We start from the raw sequence: 15,917 nt of genomic DNA on the forward strand, positions 1-15,917 counted from the left end.
CTCCACCGTCAACCAGGCCGACAGCGTCGCGCTCGGCACCAATGCGACCACCAACGGCGCCCAGGCCGTAGCCCTCGGCGCCGGCGCCACCGCCAACGAGCCGGGCAGCGTCGCGCTCGGCGCGGGCTCGACGACGGCGGCCGCGGTCGCCACCACCGGCACCACGATCAACGGCGTCGCCTACACCTTCGCCGGCACCACGCCGACCAGCACGGTGAGCGTCGGCGACGTCGGCAAGGAGCGCACCGTCACCAACGTGGCCGCGGGCCGCATCAGCGACACCTCGACGGACGCCATCAACGGCAGCCAGCTTTACGCGACCAATCAGGCCGTCGAAGCTGTGCAGGGAAGCGTCGGCAATCTGAACGAGTACGCGATCCAGTATGACAAGAACGGGGACGGCACCAAGTCCAACTCGGTGACGCTCGTCGGCGGCGACGTGAATGCGCCCGTCGTCATCCACAATGTCGGCGCCGGCACCGCCGACACCGATGCGGTCAATGTCAAGCAGCTCACCGACCAGCTGGCGCTCAACCTGACGGACTCCAAGACCTATACCAACCAGGTGGCGGCCACCACGCTCCAACAGGCCAATGCCTATACCGACTCCAAGCTCAGCCAGCTCAACATGGACATGGGCGAGGCCCGCGGCGAAGCGCGCCAGGCGGCCGCGATCGGCCTGGCGGCCGCTTCGCTGCGCTATGACGACCGTCCGGGCAAGCTGAGCGTGGCGGCGGGTGGCGGCTACTGGCGCGGCGAGGGAGCCGTCGCCTTCGGCGCCGGCTACACCAGCGAGGACGGGCGCGCTCGAGCCAATGTGTCCGGCACGACGGCGGGCGGCCACTGGGGTGTCGGCGCGGGCGTCAGCTTCACCATCAACTGAATCCGTTCATGACCAGGCAAGCAGTCTCTGCCGTCGCACTATGCATGACTTGCCTGCTCCTGTCCGGCCCACGCGCGGTCGGACAGGAGGCGGTCCAGATCGCCTATCGGATAAAGCCTTCGGAAGTCGCGGTGCCTGCGGGCGTCAAGCTCGGCCAATATCAACGGACCACGCGTCCGTTCGAAAACTGGACGCTGATCTGCGACGAGAACCTGCAGGCCAGGAAGAAAGTGTGCAACATCAGCCAGTCCTTCATCGACCAGAGCCAGGCGCTGGTCTTCAGCTGGTCGCTCGCGGCTGACGAGAAGGGCAAGCCCTTCATGATATTGCGAACCCCGAGCGCGACAGGCGCGGGCAGCGAGCTTTCGCTGAAGTTTGCCGGCCGCAAGCAGCCGGTGGACGTTCAACTGCAGGCCTGCGACGCGTCGGTCTGCGTCGGTTATCTCCCGGTGGGTCCCGTGCTTCGCGGAGAGATCGACAAGGAGACCACCGTCCAGGTTTCCTATTCCCTGCCGTCGGGGGCGGCGGTCAGCCTCGACGCCCCTTTCAAGGGACTGAAGACCGCGCTGTCGACCATCAAATAGAAAGACGTTTGAATGACCCGCCAATCCATCGAGGACAGAATCCTGACGCGCTCCCAGCCCGTTCCGCTACCGAAGCCGCCGGCCAGCCCGTCGCCGAAGCGCTCGTCGGCCTGGCGGTTCTTGCGAAACGCCGCGCTGCTCGGCGCGTTCGCCGTCCTTGTCGCGGCGGCGGCTATATCGTCGCTTCGGTTTTACCCCGCGCTAGGCACATTCCTCGCAGGAACGGCCTCGGCGCAATCGCAAGCGCCCGCCCAGAGCAAGCCCGCAGAGACCAAGCCCGCACCGGCGGATGCTTCTGCGAACAAGAATCCCTTTCAGGCGCATGTGACCCAGGCAGGCGTCCGCACCTGCGCCAACCTCTTCGCTACCCTCGGACAGGCTCTGACCGCCGGTTCGACCTATGCGGTCCAGACGCAATGGGACAACACCTCGCCCGATACCCACGCCGTACAGGCGGTTGCCGGGATGAGCTACGACCTGCCGGACTACAAGACGCAGGCCGCCGGCGTCGTCTTTGCCTCGCCCATCGGCCAGACCTGCGAGGGCGGCTTCGTGCGCGTGGCACCTTTCCAGAAGTCTTGCCAGGAAGTCGCGCAGACCCTGCCGAAGGGCAGCGTTGCGACGGACAATCTTTCGAACACGATGCTTTTCAACCTGGCCAACAATGGCGGTCAGGCTCTGCTGGTCCCCACCGGCAACACCTGCATCGTCGTCTCGGTCGCGCGCATGGGCGGGTAGCGGCCAGACACGGCCATCGATTCTGAATAGTTGCAATTGGGAGCTACGAAAAATGCTGATCAACCGTCGCCTCTCATTCCTGCTGCTAGCGGCGCTCGCCGGGCTTACGATTGCGAGCCGCGCCGCCGACCTGGTGGCGCCGCCGCCGGCGCAGACGGGCGAGGAAAAGGGCATCTGGGGCGCGATCGCCTATTCGCCGGGTGACGGCCGTCACGGCTTCTTCTGGGGCGCCGACAAGCGACAGGAAGCGGAGGACATCGCGCTCAAGCATTGCGAGAATGCCGACGGCGCCGGCTGCAGGGTGGTCGAGGTGTTCCGCAACCATCGCCATTGGGACGATGACGACGGCACCGGCTTTCCCTACGAGCACTGTGCGGCTTTGTCGGTCGGCAAGAGCCGCGGCACGTCAACCCCATTCTGGGGCGCTGCCTCAGCCACGAGCCGTCGTGAAGCAGAGGACAAGGCGACCGCGCAGTGCGGAGGCGACGAGAAGGAGTGCAAGATCCGCGAGTGGGTCTGCACCTGACGGGGATAAGGCTCGATCGGCTTGTCCGCCGGCCGCGCATTCGTGCCTGGAATGCTCGCCAGCTCGGGCAACGATCAGAGGGCAGGGCGCTTGGCTATGGCGAGGCCGATGCCGAGCGCGATCATCGCGCCTCCCGAGGCCTCCCGCAGGCGGCGTATCACGCCCGAACGCCCGGCCGCGCCTTCCCGGATGCGGCTCGCCGCGAAAGCCACCACGACATCGGCCAGCGTGTTGAGCGTCACCGACACGAAGCCGATGGCCATGAACTGCAGGGCGACGTGGCCGGCGCCGAGGTTCACGAATTGTGGAATGAAGGCCAGGAAGAAGGCGGCCGTCTTCGGATTCAACGCCTCGACCAGTACCCCTTCGCGAAACGCTCTGCCCGCGCCGACAGCGGGCGCTGCCTTGCCATCCTCCAGCATCGTCTTTGCCTCGCGGCGGGCGGACTGGAAGGTGCGCAAGCCGAGCCAGACGAGGTAGATCGCGCCGATCAGTTTCAGCGCCGTAAACAACTCCGCGCTTGCGAGCACGAGGGCGGAAACGCCAAGGCTGCCGGCAAGCACGTGAACCATGCCGCCCAGGCCCGTCCCGAAGCTCGAGGCGATGCCTTCCGCTCGTCCGCCGGCGAGCGTGCGCGCGGCAACGTAGAAGATGCCCGGTCCGGGCGTGATGGCGAGCAGGAACGCTGCGGCGAAGTACAAGGCGAACTGGGTCAGATCCGGCATGATGAACTCGGCTTGAAGCGAACGGGACTATGTCTCACGACGGGATGAGCGGGGCGACCTCGCGGTCCGCAGGCCGGTCGCTCGATGATAGACCGGACACGACACCGGCGCGATCGGCCGGGTTGCGGTTCTGGCTCATCTTGCGTTTGCCTTCGAGCTTGGCGATCGGCATGCGCAGACCGACAATGCCGCGCAATTGCGCCTGGATGAAATCCGCCGGCGCGTCCGATACGGCCCAGGGCGAGGCGCGCCCGCCTTCGTGGAGATTGGTCAGGCGCGTGACGACCTCGAGCAGCCGGTCGGCATCGTCGAAGAATTCGATCGGCCCATGGGCATGGACGGCGACATAGTTCCAGGTCGGCACGACCTTTCCGGTTTCCTGCTTCGTCTGGTACCAAGCCGGCGTCACATAGGCGTCAGGCCCCATGAAGATCGCCAGGCCATCACCCAGCACTGGCGCGCGCCACTGCGGATTTGCCTTCGCGACATGGCCATAGATCACGCCTTGCTCGCCCTCGTCCTCGTCGATGAAAAGCGGCAATGGCGTCGCCAGCGGCCCTTCCGCCGTCGCGGTGACCAGCGTCGCCAGCCGCGCCGCGCGGATCGTTGCCCTGAGGCTCTCCTTGTCGTCATCGCGGAAGGCGGGCGGGATGTACATGGCGAAAACTCCTTGCGTTGCAAGTGAAGATGCCGGAAAGCTGGCTTGCCTGGAATATCCAGTTTTGAAGGTTCTTGGTGGTCCAGTTGCAACAGGACGGCGTCGCGCGCCGGATCATCGCGGCGATCAAGGCGCAGATCCACAGCGGCGCCTACCGGCCCGGCGACCGGCTGCCGTCTACGCGGGCCTTCGCCGCCGAATGGGGCGCGTCGCGCACCACGGTGACGGCCGCCTATAACCAGCTCGACGCGGAAGGCTATCTGATCATCCGGCAAGGGGCACGCGCGATCGTTGCTCCAGGGCTGGAGAGGGCGTCAGGGGAGGCGCCCATCACGGCTGCTCAGCCCCTCAGTCTCTCGGCATTCGCACGCCGACTGCTGGCCCTGCCGCCGCCGGTGGAACAGCAGCCGGCCAAGGTCGCCGATTTCCGCTATGGCGACCTGTCCGGAGCGGACTTCCCGGTGCTGGCCTGGCGTCGGGCCTCGACCAAGGCCATTCTGCGGCGCGCCGCGCGGCTGCGCTATGGCGACCCTCAGGGGTCTTCCGCTCTGCGCAACGCGCTTCAGGCCTATCTCTGGCGCGCCCGCGGCATCAGTTGCACGCCGGACCGGATCATCATCGTCAACGGCTCGCAGCAAGGGCTCGACCTTTGCGCGCGGCTGCTGCTCGATCCAGGCGATCCGTTCGTGATCGAGAATCCGGGCTATGTACTCGCCCGCCATGCCTTTGTGGCGGCGGGCGGCATTGCCGTGCCGGTTGCGATCGACGCGGACGGGCTGAGGACGGATGCGCTGCCGCCGGCCCGCCTGGCTTACGTGACGCCGTCGCATCAGTTCCCGCTCGGCGGCGTGCTTTCGGCGACACGGCGGCGTTCCCTCCTGGCCTGGGCCAAGGCGACAGGCGCCATCATTGTCGAGGACGATTATGACGGCGAATACCGCCACGACATCGCGCCAATCCCACCGCTGCAGACGCTGGACGCTGACTCGGTCATCTATGCCGGCACGCTGTCCAAGACGCTCTCGCCCACTTTAAGGCTCGGCTATCTCGTCGTGCCCGCCAGCCTGCGCCGGGCGTTCAGCGAGGCAAAGCGCCTGACCGACCGGCATGCTCCGCTGCTGGAACAGGACGCGTTGGCGGACCTGTTGACCAGCGGCGCCTATGAGCGCCACGTCCGCTGCATCCGCAGAAAAAACACCGAGCGCAGACAGGTCCTGCTGCAAGCGCTGACCGATCATCTGGGGACAAGGGTTTCTGTCGCAGGGGCAGAAACCGGACTGCATGTCGTTGCCTGGATGAACGGCATCGGGGCCGAACGCGAGCCGGAGATCATCGTGGCGGCACGCGCTGCCGGAATCGGTCTCTATCCCGTGTCACCGCTCTATGACTCGAGCGGGCCGCGACCGGGAACGGCCGGCTTCATCCTGGGTTACGCCGGGCTCGACACGGAGGCGCTGCGGCGGGGCATCGCGGTGCTGGCGGCCATACTCGCCGAGCACCGCTAACGAGCCGGCAGCCCTGAATGTCTTGTCGGTAATCTCTTCGATCGGACGCGACTGGGCTAAGCGATGTGGCTCTTTTGCTAAAATAGCAAGCCCAGGGCACACATTGCAAATGCCGCATCTGCCTGTAAACTTCGCCAGCGAGAAGCTGCGGATAGGTGGATGTCTCGTCAGCCGGTACCGACATGTTTGCAGGGCACAACCCCTATCTGGTCGCGCTCTCGGTGGTGATCGCGATCCTGGGAGGATACACAGGTTTCGGGTTGGCAGCCCGCGTGCGCGGCACGCCTGGTGCGAGCCGTCGCGTTTTGCTGGCCGGCGCGGCCTTCTTCCTCGCTGTCGGGATCTGGACCATGCACTTTATTGGCGTGCTGGCCGCGCCATTGCCCGAAGGCACCGTCTATCTCGTTCTGCCCACCATCGTTTCATTTCTGATCTGCGCGCTTGTCGTCGGCGTCTCGCTGTTCTTCGTTTCCATCGGCGAGCCCTCCGGCAGCCGCATCATCGCCTCGGCGCTGCTGCTCGGCACCGGGATCGTCTCGATGCATTATGTCGGCATCCACGGGCTTGCCGGTCCGTTCCACATCCATCACGACAATAGGATGATACTGGTCGCGACGCTGATCGCCGTCGGCACCGCCTATGGAGGGCTGCGGATTCTCCTTGCCCGGCAAGGAGGCATGCGGCTCGCGCTCAGCGCCGTTGCCTTCGGCTTTGCCGTATCGGGGATGCACTACACCGCCATGTATGGCATGCAATTGATGCCCTCGGCAGGTGACGGCATGGATGGTCTCACTGCTTCGCCGCAGATCCTGGCGTTGATCGTATCGCTGCTCTCCTTCCTTGTCGTCGCCGGGTTCCTGCTCTTCCTGGTGCCGGAATCGCAGCAACGCGCCACCGCGACCTCACCCGAATGGCTGGGTGAGCCTCATGCCATGGATACCAGCCAGGAGCAGCCGGGCGATGACGATGCGCTGGGCTCACCAGCAAAGCGACCGCTGCCGCTGCATGGCCTCGGGCGACCGCCGCTGCCGCTGGTAACGCGCTTGCCCGTCGAAGGCGTCGACGGCACGCATTTCGTCGAGGCCGAAGAGATTCGTAGCATTCGCGCCGACGCCCACTACGCGCTCGTCCACGACGGAACCCGCGAGCGCATGAGCCCGTGGTCGATCTCGGAAGCGGAATCCCAGCTCGACCCGTCACGCTTCATGCGTGTTCACCGCAGCCACATCATCTCAGTCCCGCATGTCGTCCTGATCCGCAAGGAGGGTGACGGCGCGGTCGTCGAGCTTGACGGCCCGGCGCCGCATCTGGTGCCGGTAAGCCGCGCCCGCGTCGCTGAGCTCAGGGCGCGGCTGGGCCTTCTCAAGCGAAATGCCCGGGGCACGGCGCTGCCCAAGGAAGGTCAGTCGGCCTGACGCATTTCGTGCGGAAAAAGCCGCGCTTCGTGTGAAATCCGACCTTTCGTGACCCATTCGTCCGGCCTGCCTTGAAGCCGGCAGCGCCGCGCAGCAGCCTTCCCCCAAAACAGCCCAAGTTCGATCCCGATCCCAAAAGGATCCCGAGCGGTAAGGGCCAAGAGGAGGAAACATGATCCCGGGACCATTCACCTATCATCGGCCGGATTCGGTCGCCGACGCCGTCAAGCTGCTCGTCAAACTGGGCGACGAAGCGCGACCGCTGGCCGGCGGTCACAGTCTCATTCCGATGATGAAGCTCAGGCTCGCAACGCCCGACCATCTCGTCGACCTCGCCGGCATCGATGTCTTGAAACGGATCGCACGCGATGGCGACCGGATCGTCATCGGCGCCATGACCACCCAGCATGAACTGCTGGCGTCCGAGACGATCGCATCCGCTCTCCCGATCCTGCGTGAGGCCGCCCTGCTGATCGCCGACCCGCAGGTGCGCTACCGTGGCACCGTCGGCGGCAATGTCGCCAACGGGGATCCCGGCAACGACATGCCGGCCCTGATGTTGACGCTTGGTGCGGACTATACGCTGCAGGGGCCTGACGGCAGCCGCTCGGTCGCGGCGAGCGAGTTCTATCAAGGCGCCTATTTTACCGCCCTGGAGCCTAGCGAGATTCTCACCTCGGTCTCGATTCCCGTGCCGCCGGCCGGCCATGGCTACGCGTACGAGAAGCTGAAGCGCAAGATCGGCGACTACGCGACCGCAGCCGCTGCCGTGGTGCTGACCATGGCTGGCGGCAAGGTCGCGACCTGCTCGATCGGCCTCACCAATCTCGCCGAGACGGCGCTGCTGGCGGAGGGCGCGGCTCAGGCCGTCATCGGCGCGACGCTCGACGACGCGTCGCTCAAAAAGGCGGCCGAGGCGGCCAGGGCAATCATGAGCCCGGCCGGGGACGGGCGCGGGCCGCCGGAATACCGCAAGCATGTCGGCGGCATCATGGTCGAGCGGGCGTTGAAGCGCGCCGCCGCCGTCGCTCGCTAGGGAGGCATCGATGGTTCAGTCAAAGAAAATCCAGATCAGCATGACGGTGAACGGCCAGGCGGTCGACGGATTGGTCGAGCCGCGCACGCTGCTCATCCATTTCATCCGCGAGAACCTGCAACTCACCGGTCCGCATATCGGCTGTGAGACGACCCATTGCGGCGCCTGCACGGTCGACATGAACGGCATGTCGGTGAAGAGCTGCACCGTCTTCGCGGTCCAGGCTGAAGGCGCCGAGATCACCACGATCGAGGGTATGGCTAACCCCGACGGCACGCTGTCGGCGCTGCAGGAAGGCTTCCGCATGATGCACGGGCTGCAATGCGGCTTCTGCACGCCGGGCATGATCACCCGCGCGCATCGCCTGCTGCAGGAGAACCCGAACCCGACCGAGGAAGAAATCCGCTTCGGCATCGCCGGCAATCTCTGCCGCTGCACCGGTTACCAGAACATCGTCAGGGCGATCCAATACGCCGCCGCCAAGTTGAATGGCACCGAATTCAAGGAGGCCGCAGAATGAACGACATGTCTCTCACGCGCGAAGAGCGCGAGGCCAAACTCGAAGGAATGGGCTGCAAGAGGAAGCGGGTCGAGGACATCCGCTTCACGCAGGGCAAGGGCAACTATGTCGACGACGTCAAGCTGCCCGGTATGCTGCATGGCGACTTCGTGCGCTCGCCGCACGCGCATGCAAGGGTCAAGTCGATCAACCCGGAAAAGGCGCTCAAGGTACCGGGCGTGCTGGCGGTCATCACCGCGGAGACGCTGAAGACGGTGAACCTCGCCTGGATGCCGACGCTTGCCGGCGACGTGCAGATGGTGCTGGCCGACGGCAAGGTGCTGTTCCAGAACCAGGAGGTCGCCTTCGTGGTCGCCACCGACCGCTATGCCGCCGACGACGGCGTCGCGGCGGTCGAGGTCGAATATGAGCCGCTGCCCGTGCTCGTCGACCCATTCAAGGCGCTCGATCCGGATGCGCCGCTGCTGCGCGAGGACATCAAGGACAAGAAGGACGGCGCGCATGGACCGCGCAAGCATCACAACCACATTTTCGAATGGACGGTCGGCGATCGGGAACTGACGGATGCCGCCTTCAACAAGGCGGAGGTGACGATCAAGGAGGTGATCTCCTATCACCGCACGCATCCGTCGCCGCTGGAGACCTGCCAGTGCGTCTGCTCCTTCGACAAGGTGAAGGGCGAGCTGACCATCTGGGGCACGTTCCAGGCGCCGCACGTGATCCGCACCGTCGTGTCGCTGATCGCCAAGCTGCCGGAGCAGAAGATCCACGTGATCGCGCCCGACATCGGCGGCGGCTTCGGCAACAAGGTCGGCGCCTATCCCGGCTATATCTGCGCTGCGGTCGCCTCGATCGTCACCGGCAAGCCGGTGAAGTGGGTCGAGGACCGCATCGAGAATCTCACCGCCACATCCTTTGCGCGCGACTACCACATGACGACCGAGATCGCCGCGACCAGGGACGGCAAGGTCACCGGCTTGCGCGTCCATGTGCTCGCCGACCACGGCGCGTTCGATGCCTGCGCCGATCCGTCGAAATGGCCGGCCGGCTTCTTCAACATCGTCACCGGATCCTACGACTTCCCCGTCGCCCACCTTGCGGTGGACGGCATCTACACCAACAAGGCGCCGGGTGGCGTCGCCTATCGCTGCTCGTTCCGGGTGACGGAAGCCGCCTACTGCATCGAGCGGGCCATGGACATACTGGCGCAGAAGCTCGGCATGGATCCCGCGGAGCTCAGGCTGAAGAATTTCGTCAAGCCCGAGCAGTTCCCGTACCACTCCGCGCTCGGCTGGGAGTACGACTCCGGCGACTATCACACCGCCATGCGCAAGGCGATGGAGAGCGTCCAGTATGCCGAGCTGCGCTCGGAGCAGGCGGCAAAGCGTGAAGCCTTCAAGCGCGGCGAAACGCGCGAGATCATGGGCATCGGCGTGTCCTTCTTCACCGAGATCGTCGGCGCCGGTCCGTCGAAGAACTGCGACATCCTCGGCATCGCCATGTTCGATTCCTGCGAAATCCGCCTTCATCCGACAGGCGCCGGCATCGCGCGCATGGGCACGAAGTCGCAAGGGCAGGGCCACGAGACGACGTGGGCGCAGATCATCGCGACTGAGATCGGCATCCCGGCCGACAACATCATGGTCGAAGAAGGCAACACCGACACCTCTCCCTATGGGCTGGGCACCTATGGCTCGCGCTCGACGCCGGTGGCGGGTGCGGCGATCGCCATGGCCGCGCGCAAGATCAAGGCCAAGGCGCAGATGATTGCCGCCTACAAGCTCGAGGTCCATGAGGACGACCTCGAATGGGACATCGACGGCTTCCGCGTGAAGGGCCTGCCGGAGAAATTCCTCGGCATGAAGGATATCTGCTGGATCGCCTACAACTCGCCGCCGCCCGGCATGGAGCCGGGGCTGGAAGCGGTGAGCTACTACGATCCGCCCAACATGACCTATCCGTTCGGCGCCTACATTTGCGTGATGGACATCGACGTCGACACGGGCGTCTACAAGGTCCGCCGCTTCTACGCGCTCGACGATTGCGGCACGCGCATCAACCCGATGATCATCGAGGGCCAGGTGCATGGCGGCCTGACGGAAGCATTCGCCATCGCGATGGGCCAGGAGATCCATTACGACGAGAGCGGCAACGTCACCACCGGCTCGTTCATGGACTTCTTCATCCCGACCGCGGTCGAGACGCCGAAGTGGGAGACCGACTACACGGTGACGCCTTCGCCGCACCATCCGATCGGCGCCAAGGGTGTCGGCGAAAGCCCGAATGTCGGCGGCGTGCCCTGCTTCTCCAATGCCGTCAACGACGCCTTCTCCTTCCTTGGCTCCACGCACATCCAGATGCCCCACGACTACTGGCGCAACTGGAAGGCCGCAAAGGACCTGGGGGCGGTGGGTTAGGAAGGGACGGTGAAGGAGCGTCGGTCCATGGGCTCGTTCTCCCGCGACGCGGTTGCCGGCCGCCTTGCCGAGGCTGGCTATATCGCCGATGCAGAGCTTGCCAGCGCGCTCGCGATCCAGTGGATGCTGCAGCGTCCGCTGCTGATCGAGGGTGAGGCGGGCGTCGGCAAGACGGAGGTCGCCAAGGCTCTTGCCTCGGTCCACGGCACCGAACTCATCCGCCTGCAATGCTACGAGGGCCTCGACCAGTCGGCCGCGCTCTATGAATGGAACTACCAGCGGCAGCTGCTGGCCATCGAGGCGCACAAGGGCAGCAGCGATCCGGACAGGATCGAGGACGAGGTCTTCTCCGAACGCTATCTCCTAGAGCGCCCGCTGTTGGCGGCGATCCGCCGCCGGACGCCTCCAGTGCTGCTGATCGACGAGATCGATCGCGCCGATGAAGAGTTCGAGGCTTTTCTCCTCGAGCTGCTCTCCGACTGGCAGGTTTCGATTCCCGAACTCGGCACGGTGAAGGCTGAGGCCATACCGCATGTGCTTTTGACGTCGAACGGCACGCGCGAGCTGTCCGACGCGCTGCGCCGCCGCTGTCTCTACCACTATCTCGACTATCCGGATGTCGAGCGCGAGGCGCGCATCATCATGGCGCGCATCCCGCGCGCCGGCGCGACGCTCTCGCTGCAGATCGCGCGCATGGTCGAGGCCATCCGCAAGGAGGACCTGCGCAAGGTGCCGGGCGTCGCCGAAACGCTCGATTGGGCGGCAGCGCTTGTCGGCCTCGAAGTCGAAAACTTGCACGACCGGCCGGAGATCGTGCACGAAACGCTGATGTGCCTGCTCAAGACGCGCGAGGATTCCGCGCGCATGGCTCGTGCCGTCACCGACCGGCTGCTGGGGAAAGTGGCATGAGCTGTTGCGGCGCCCCTCTCTCACAGGAAGAACTGGATGATGTCTCGCGCCTGGTGTCGCAGCGGCTCGGCGCCTTCCTGAAGACCTTGCGCGGGGCTTCGTTCAGCGTCGGCCTGCAGGAGGGCCAGGACGCCGCCAGATTGCTGGCGGCGGGCTACGGCAAGAGCTCCGGCCTGCTGCGATCGGCTTTCAAGCATCTGTTTTCGGCGCGCAAGGCCGACTGGGACAAGTTCGATGGCATCTTCGACGCCTTCTGGCTGCGCAAGGGCGCGCGCTCCCGCGTCGCTGCCGCCGGATCGCCGGCCAACTCCAACAATCCTTCCATCGGATCGCCGCAAGAGGCATCCGACCGGAATGGCAGGGGCGACATGCTCGATCAGATTCCCTCGGGCGATCTGCCTGAAGCGCGCGAAAGTTCTGGCGAGGGGCGCGCCGAGAGCGCGACGCGCGCCGAGAGGGTGGCCAGCACCGATTTCCGCAAGCTCGCCGATCCCGCCGAAATTGCCGAGGCCCATGCGATCGCAGCACGGCTTGCGCGCGCCATGCGCGCGCGGATTACCCGGCGCGATCTCGCCCGCCGCCGCGGCTACAGGCTCGATATCAGGCGAACCATCCACCGCAACATCAGCCATGGTGGCGCACCGGTCAGCCTCGTCAGGCGCCAGCGCAAGGAAAAGCCGCTGCGGCTGGTCGTCCTGCTCGATGCATCCGGTTCCATGAGCATGTATACCGGCACGTTCCTGCGTTTCATCCACGGCGTGCTGGACGAGTTCCGCGAAGCGGAGGCCTTCCTTTTCCATACGCGCCTTGCCCATGTCTCCGACGTGATGAAGGAGAAAGACGCGGCACGGGCGCTCGACAGGCTTTCGCTGCTGGCGCAGGGCGCCGGTGGCGGCACGCGGATCGGTGAGAGCCTTGCCACCTTCAACCGCTGGCATGCGGCGCGCGTCATTCATTCGCGAACCTGCGTCATGATCGTCTCGGATGGTTATGAGACCGGAGACTCGGCACTGCTCGGGCGCGAGATGGCCGGGCTCGCCCGCCGCTGCCGCCGCATCGTCTGGCTCAATCCGATGATGGGCTGGGAAGGCTATGCGCCGGAGGCCGCCGGCATCAAGGCGGCGTTGCCGCATATCGATCTCCTGGCGCCGGCGCATACGCTGAAAAGCCTGGCGGCGCTTGAATCCTATCTGGTCAAACTGTGACGGAGGCGAAGATGACCGCCCATGTCGACGTATTGGATCTGATGTCCCGCCTGAAAGCGGCAGAAGAGCCGTTTGTCCTCGCAACTGTCGTCCGCACCGTGTCGGTCACGGCGGCCAAGGCCGGCGCCAAGGCGATCATCCGGCCTGACGGTCGCATCGAGGCGGGATGGATCGGCGGCGGCTGCGCGCGTGGCGCGACGCTGAAGGCCGCGCGCGAGGCCCTGGCCGACGGCCAGTCGCGCCTGGTCTCGATCCAGCCGGAAAACCTCCTGGAAGAGCTCGGCGTCAAGCCGGGCGAGGATCGCGACGGCATCAACTTCGCCAGGAACATGTGTCCGTCGCGCGGCACCATGGATATCTTCGTCGAGCCCGTCCTGCCGAAGCCTGTGCTGGTCGTGATCGGCTCCAGCCCGGTGGCGCAGGCGCTGGTCGAGCAGGCCCGGCCGCTCGGCTACCATGTCACCCTGGCGGCGCCGCTCTCGCATTTCGACACCATGCCGGAGGCGGACAACATAGTGGATGGCTTCGTGCCAGACGCTTCCTATCGGGCCCGGCGTTTCGTGATCGTCTCCACGCAAGGCAAGGGCGACGAGGCCGCGCTCAAGGCTGCTGTTGCGATAGAGGCGGAATATCACGGCTTTGTCGGCAGCCGGCGCAAGATGGCTTCACTGCGCGAGAAACTCGCCGCGCAAGGCGTCGTGGCCGAGGCCCTGGATCGCGTCAAGGCGCCGGCCGGGCTCGACATCGGTGGTATCACTCCGGAAGAGATCGCGCTGTCGATCCTCGCCGAAATCACCATCGAGCGCCGCCGCGGGCAGCGGGGGGCACCCATCAATCAGCAACGGAAAGGGCGTGATTTCATGGATATGAACGGGCAGGAGCGAATTGAGGCCCCCGTCGAGACGGTCTGGCGGGCACTTAATGACCCCGAGACGCTCAAGCTATGCATCCCAGGCTGCGAGGCACTGGAAAAGCAGTCGGACACCAATATGACCGCGACGGTCGTGCTGAAGATAGGGCCGATCAAGGCCCGCTTCGATGGCGAGGTCGAATTGATCAATCTCGACCCGCCGCGCGCCTATACGATCAGCGGGGAAGGGAAAGGCGGTATCGCCGGTTTCGCCAAGGGCCACGCCGACGTATCCCTGGCCGAAGACGGGCCGGGTGTCACGATGCTGTCCTATGTGGTCAAGGCCGATGTCGGAGGCAGGATCGCACAGCTCGGCGGACGCCTGATCGATTCCACCGCCCGCAAGCTCGCGGGGCAGTTCTTCACCAATCTGGGCGAGCGCCTGGCCGTGCAACCCGTCCAGGCATGACGGGCAAGGCGGCGGCTTCCGCCGCCTTGCCTCCCGACCGGCTCAGAAGATTTCGTTGGTGATCCGCTTCACCGGTCCGAGCAGGATCGAGCCGGTCGGCACGCCGTTGTCGATCGGGATCGCCCTGCGCTCAGGCAAGTCTGACACAGGCTCACCGATATCGGCCGTCACGACGACCGGGCTCTTGTTCGGCACACGGTCGTAGAGGTCGATGATGTCCTGGTTGATCAGGCGCACGCAGCCCGACGAGACCGATTTGCCGATCGACCACCATTCCGGCGAGCCGTGCAGGCGGTAGAGCGTGTCCTGGCTGCCCTGGAACAAATAGAGCGCGCGGGCGCCGAGCGGGTTCTTCAAGCCGCCGGACATGCCGCCATTCTTGGCGCTGAACTGCGTCAGTTCCGGCTGGCGGGCGACCATCTCGTCCGGCGGCGTCCATTTCGGCCACTTCTGCTTCCACTGCACTATGGCGTCGCCCGACCACTCGAAGCCGGCGCGGCCGAGGCCGACGCCGTAGCGGATCGCCTGGCCGCCCTCGCGCACCAGGTAGAGGAAGTGGTTCGTCGTATCGACGACGATCGTGCCTGGCCGCTGTCCGGTCGGGTCGGGAACGATCTGGCGCAGGAATTTGTGATCGATCTTGTTTACCGGGATGGCCGGCAGGTCGAAGCCGTTGTCAGATATCGGCCCATACATCGTCTCGTAGTCGCCGAGCGGCGGCTCCACATAGGCCGGCGGTGGCGGCTGGACGGGTTCGGGGCCCGGACCGGTGGTGGTGCAGGCGGAAACTGCGGCCGAAGCAGCGCCGAGGGCTGTGAGATTGAGGAAGCCACGGCGGCTGATGCGGAAGGAAGCGTCTGACATGGTTGCCTTTTCTAGGTCGCAATTCGCAAGAAAGCATGAATCCGCAGGCTGGCCGCCGGCAGCTCCAATAACAGTCGGCGGCGATAGGCGGTTCCAATTCTGGCCTGAGGGTGGACAAACAAAGGCGAAGCTGTGACCGCGACACATCTGTTGCGCTGCAGCAACAGCAAGGTCAGGAGTCTGTCAGCAGGCCCTCGAGCGAGGGCAGGATCAGCCCCGGCGGAAAGTCCCGGTATTCGTCCGGCTGGTTGGTTCGGTTGATCCAGACGGTGCGGAAGCCGAACTTGGCGGCGCCGGCGACGTCCCAGCGGTTGGAGGATTGGAACGACACCGCGTCCGGATAGAGCCGCCAGCCCGTGACCACCATGTCGTAGACCGACGGGTCCGTCTTGAAGCGCTTGATCTCATCGACCGAGAAGACGTCGTCGAGGATCTGGTCGAGGGCGGCGGATTTCACCGCCGCCTGCAGCATCTCCGGCGAGCCGTTGGAGAGGATCGCAAGCTTCGCGCCCGATGCCTTGAGCGCCTTCAGCACCGCCGGCACTTCCGGGTAGCAGTCGAGCCGCCAATACGCTTCCAGCAGCCTGGCCCTCAGCGCCGGATCGGCCGAAGG

General features: G+C 65.5%; 16 protein-coding genes and 1 pseudogene. 13 read left to right on the forward strand and 4 right to left on the reverse strand.

The annotated features are described in order from the left end of the window. The 4 genes from EOA38_RS10465 to EOA38_RS10480 all read left to right on the forward strand — a co-directional run. On the forward strand, window positions 1–883 hold an 883-nt coding region (locus tag EOA38_RS10465), incomplete at its 5' end, for a YadA-like family protein (protein ID WP_189434583.1). An 8-nt stretch (window positions 884–891) separates the two neighbouring features. Next, the gene (locus EOA38_RS10470; RefSeq protein ID WP_127299137.1) at window positions 892–1,467 is read left to right on the forward strand and encodes an invasion associated locus B family protein; all 576 of its coding nucleotides are present in this window, start codon (window positions 892–894) and stop codon (window positions 1,465–1,467) included. A 12-nt stretch (window positions 1,468–1,479) separates the two neighbouring features. Next, the gene (locus EOA38_RS10475; RefSeq protein ID WP_127299138.1) at window positions 1,480–2,205 is read left to right on the forward strand and encodes a hypothetical protein; all 726 of its coding nucleotides are present in this window, start codon (window positions 1,480–1,482) and stop codon (window positions 2,203–2,205) included. A 52-nt stretch (window positions 2,206–2,257) separates the two neighbouring features. Further along, window positions 2,258–2,731, forward strand: a complete 474-nt coding sequence (locus tag EOA38_RS10480; protein ID WP_127299139.1) for a DUF4189 domain-containing protein — start codon at window positions 2,258–2,260, stop codon at window positions 2,729–2,731. Between the two features lie 74 nt (window positions 2,732–2,805). Here the strand turns inward: EOA38_RS10480 and EOA38_RS10485 are convergent, their stop codons facing one another. Continuing rightward, window positions 2,806–3,456, reverse strand: coding sequence for a LysE family translocator (locus tag EOA38_RS10485; RefSeq protein WP_127299140.1), 651 nt, complete (start codon window positions 3,454–3,456; stop codon window positions 2,806–2,808). 34 nt (window positions 3,457–3,490) lie between these two features. Beyond that, window positions 3,491–4,114: an FMN-binding negative transcriptional regulator gene (locus EOA38_RS10490; protein ID WP_127299141.1), complete on the reverse strand. Its 624-nt coding sequence runs from the start codon at window positions 4,112–4,114 to the stop codon at window positions 3,491–3,493. Window positions 4,115–4,191: 77 nt separating this feature from the next. On the opposite strand from EOA38_RS10490, the gene EOA38_RS10495 reads away from it, so the two are divergent. The 9 genes and pseudogenes from EOA38_RS10495 to EOA38_RS10535 all read left to right on the forward strand — a co-directional run bounded on the left by EOA38_RS10495 (window position 4,192) and on the right by EOA38_RS10535 (window position 14,440). After that, window positions 4,192–5,619, forward strand: a complete 1,428-nt coding sequence (locus EOA38_RS10495) for a PLP-dependent aminotransferase family protein (RefSeq protein WP_127299142.1) — start codon at window positions 4,192–4,194, stop codon at window positions 5,617–5,619. 182 nt (window positions 5,620–5,801) lie between these two features. Further along, window positions 5,802–7,034 (forward strand): MHYT domain-containing protein, encoded by a 1,233-nt coding sequence (locus EOA38_RS10500; protein WP_127221178.1) that lies wholly within the window; start codon window positions 5,802–5,804, stop codon window positions 7,032–7,034. A 172-nt stretch (window positions 7,035–7,206) separates the two neighbouring features. Continuing rightward, complete coding sequence (locus EOA38_RS10505; protein ID WP_126095016.1) at window positions 7,207–8,070, forward strand: xanthine dehydrogenase family protein subunit M; 864 nt, start codon at window positions 7,207–7,209, stop codon at window positions 8,068–8,070. Between the two features lie 10 nt (window positions 8,071–8,080). Beyond that, the gene (locus EOA38_RS10510; RefSeq protein ID WP_126095015.1) at window positions 8,081–8,590 is read left to right on the forward strand and encodes a (2Fe-2S)-binding protein; all 510 of its coding nucleotides are present in this window, start codon (window positions 8,081–8,083) and stop codon (window positions 8,588–8,590) included. Continuing rightward, window positions 8,587–11,007, forward strand: a complete 2,421-nt coding sequence (locus EOA38_RS10515) for an aerobic carbon-monoxide dehydrogenase large subunit (protein WP_127299143.1) — start codon at window positions 8,587–8,589, stop codon at window positions 11,005–11,007. Before EOA38_RS10510 ends, EOA38_RS10515 begins: the two co-directional genes overlap by 4 nt. A 27-nt stretch (window positions 11,008–11,034) precedes the next feature. Beyond that, window positions 11,035–11,916, forward strand: a complete 882-nt coding sequence (locus tag EOA38_RS10520; RefSeq protein ID WP_127221175.1) for a MoxR family ATPase — start codon at window positions 11,035–11,037, stop codon at window positions 11,914–11,916. Next, window positions 11,913–13,121 (forward strand): VWA domain-containing protein, encoded by a 1,209-nt coding sequence (locus EOA38_RS10525; RefSeq protein WP_127299144.1) that lies wholly within the window; start codon window positions 11,913–11,915, stop codon window positions 13,119–13,121. The genes EOA38_RS10520 and EOA38_RS10525 overlap by 4 nt, the downstream gene beginning before the upstream one ends. Window positions 13,122–13,132: 11 nt before the next feature. Next, window positions 13,133–13,945: pseudogene (locus tag EOA38_RS10530) on the forward strand (XdhC/CoxI family protein); the annotation flags it as partial. A 36-nt stretch (window positions 13,946–13,981) separates the two neighbouring features. Beyond that, the gene (locus tag EOA38_RS10535) at window positions 13,982–14,440 is read left to right on the forward strand and encodes a carbon monoxide dehydrogenase subunit G (RefSeq protein ID WP_127299147.1); all 459 of its coding nucleotides are present in this window, start codon (window positions 13,982–13,984) and stop codon (window positions 14,438–14,440) included. Window positions 14,441–14,482: 42 nt separating this feature from the next. On the opposite strand, the gene EOA38_RS10540 is transcribed toward EOA38_RS10535, so the two are convergent. Together EOA38_RS10540 and EOA38_RS10545 are read right to left on the reverse strand one after the other, a co-directional pair. After that, entirely contained in the window at window positions 14,483–15,304 is an 822-nt protein-coding gene (locus EOA38_RS10540; RefSeq protein ID WP_127299145.1) for a L,D-transpeptidase, read from the reverse strand. A gap of 172 nt (window positions 15,305–15,476) precedes the next feature. Then, the coding region (locus tag EOA38_RS10545) for a haloacid dehalogenase type II (protein WP_127299146.1) at window positions 15,477–15,917 on the reverse strand (441 nt) is incomplete at its 5' end.

The organism is Mesorhizobium sp. M1E.F.Ca.ET.041.01.1.1, from assembly GCF_003997355.1.
GTDB lineage: Bacteria > Pseudomonadota > Alphaproteobacteria > Rhizobiales > Rhizobiaceae > Mesorhizobium.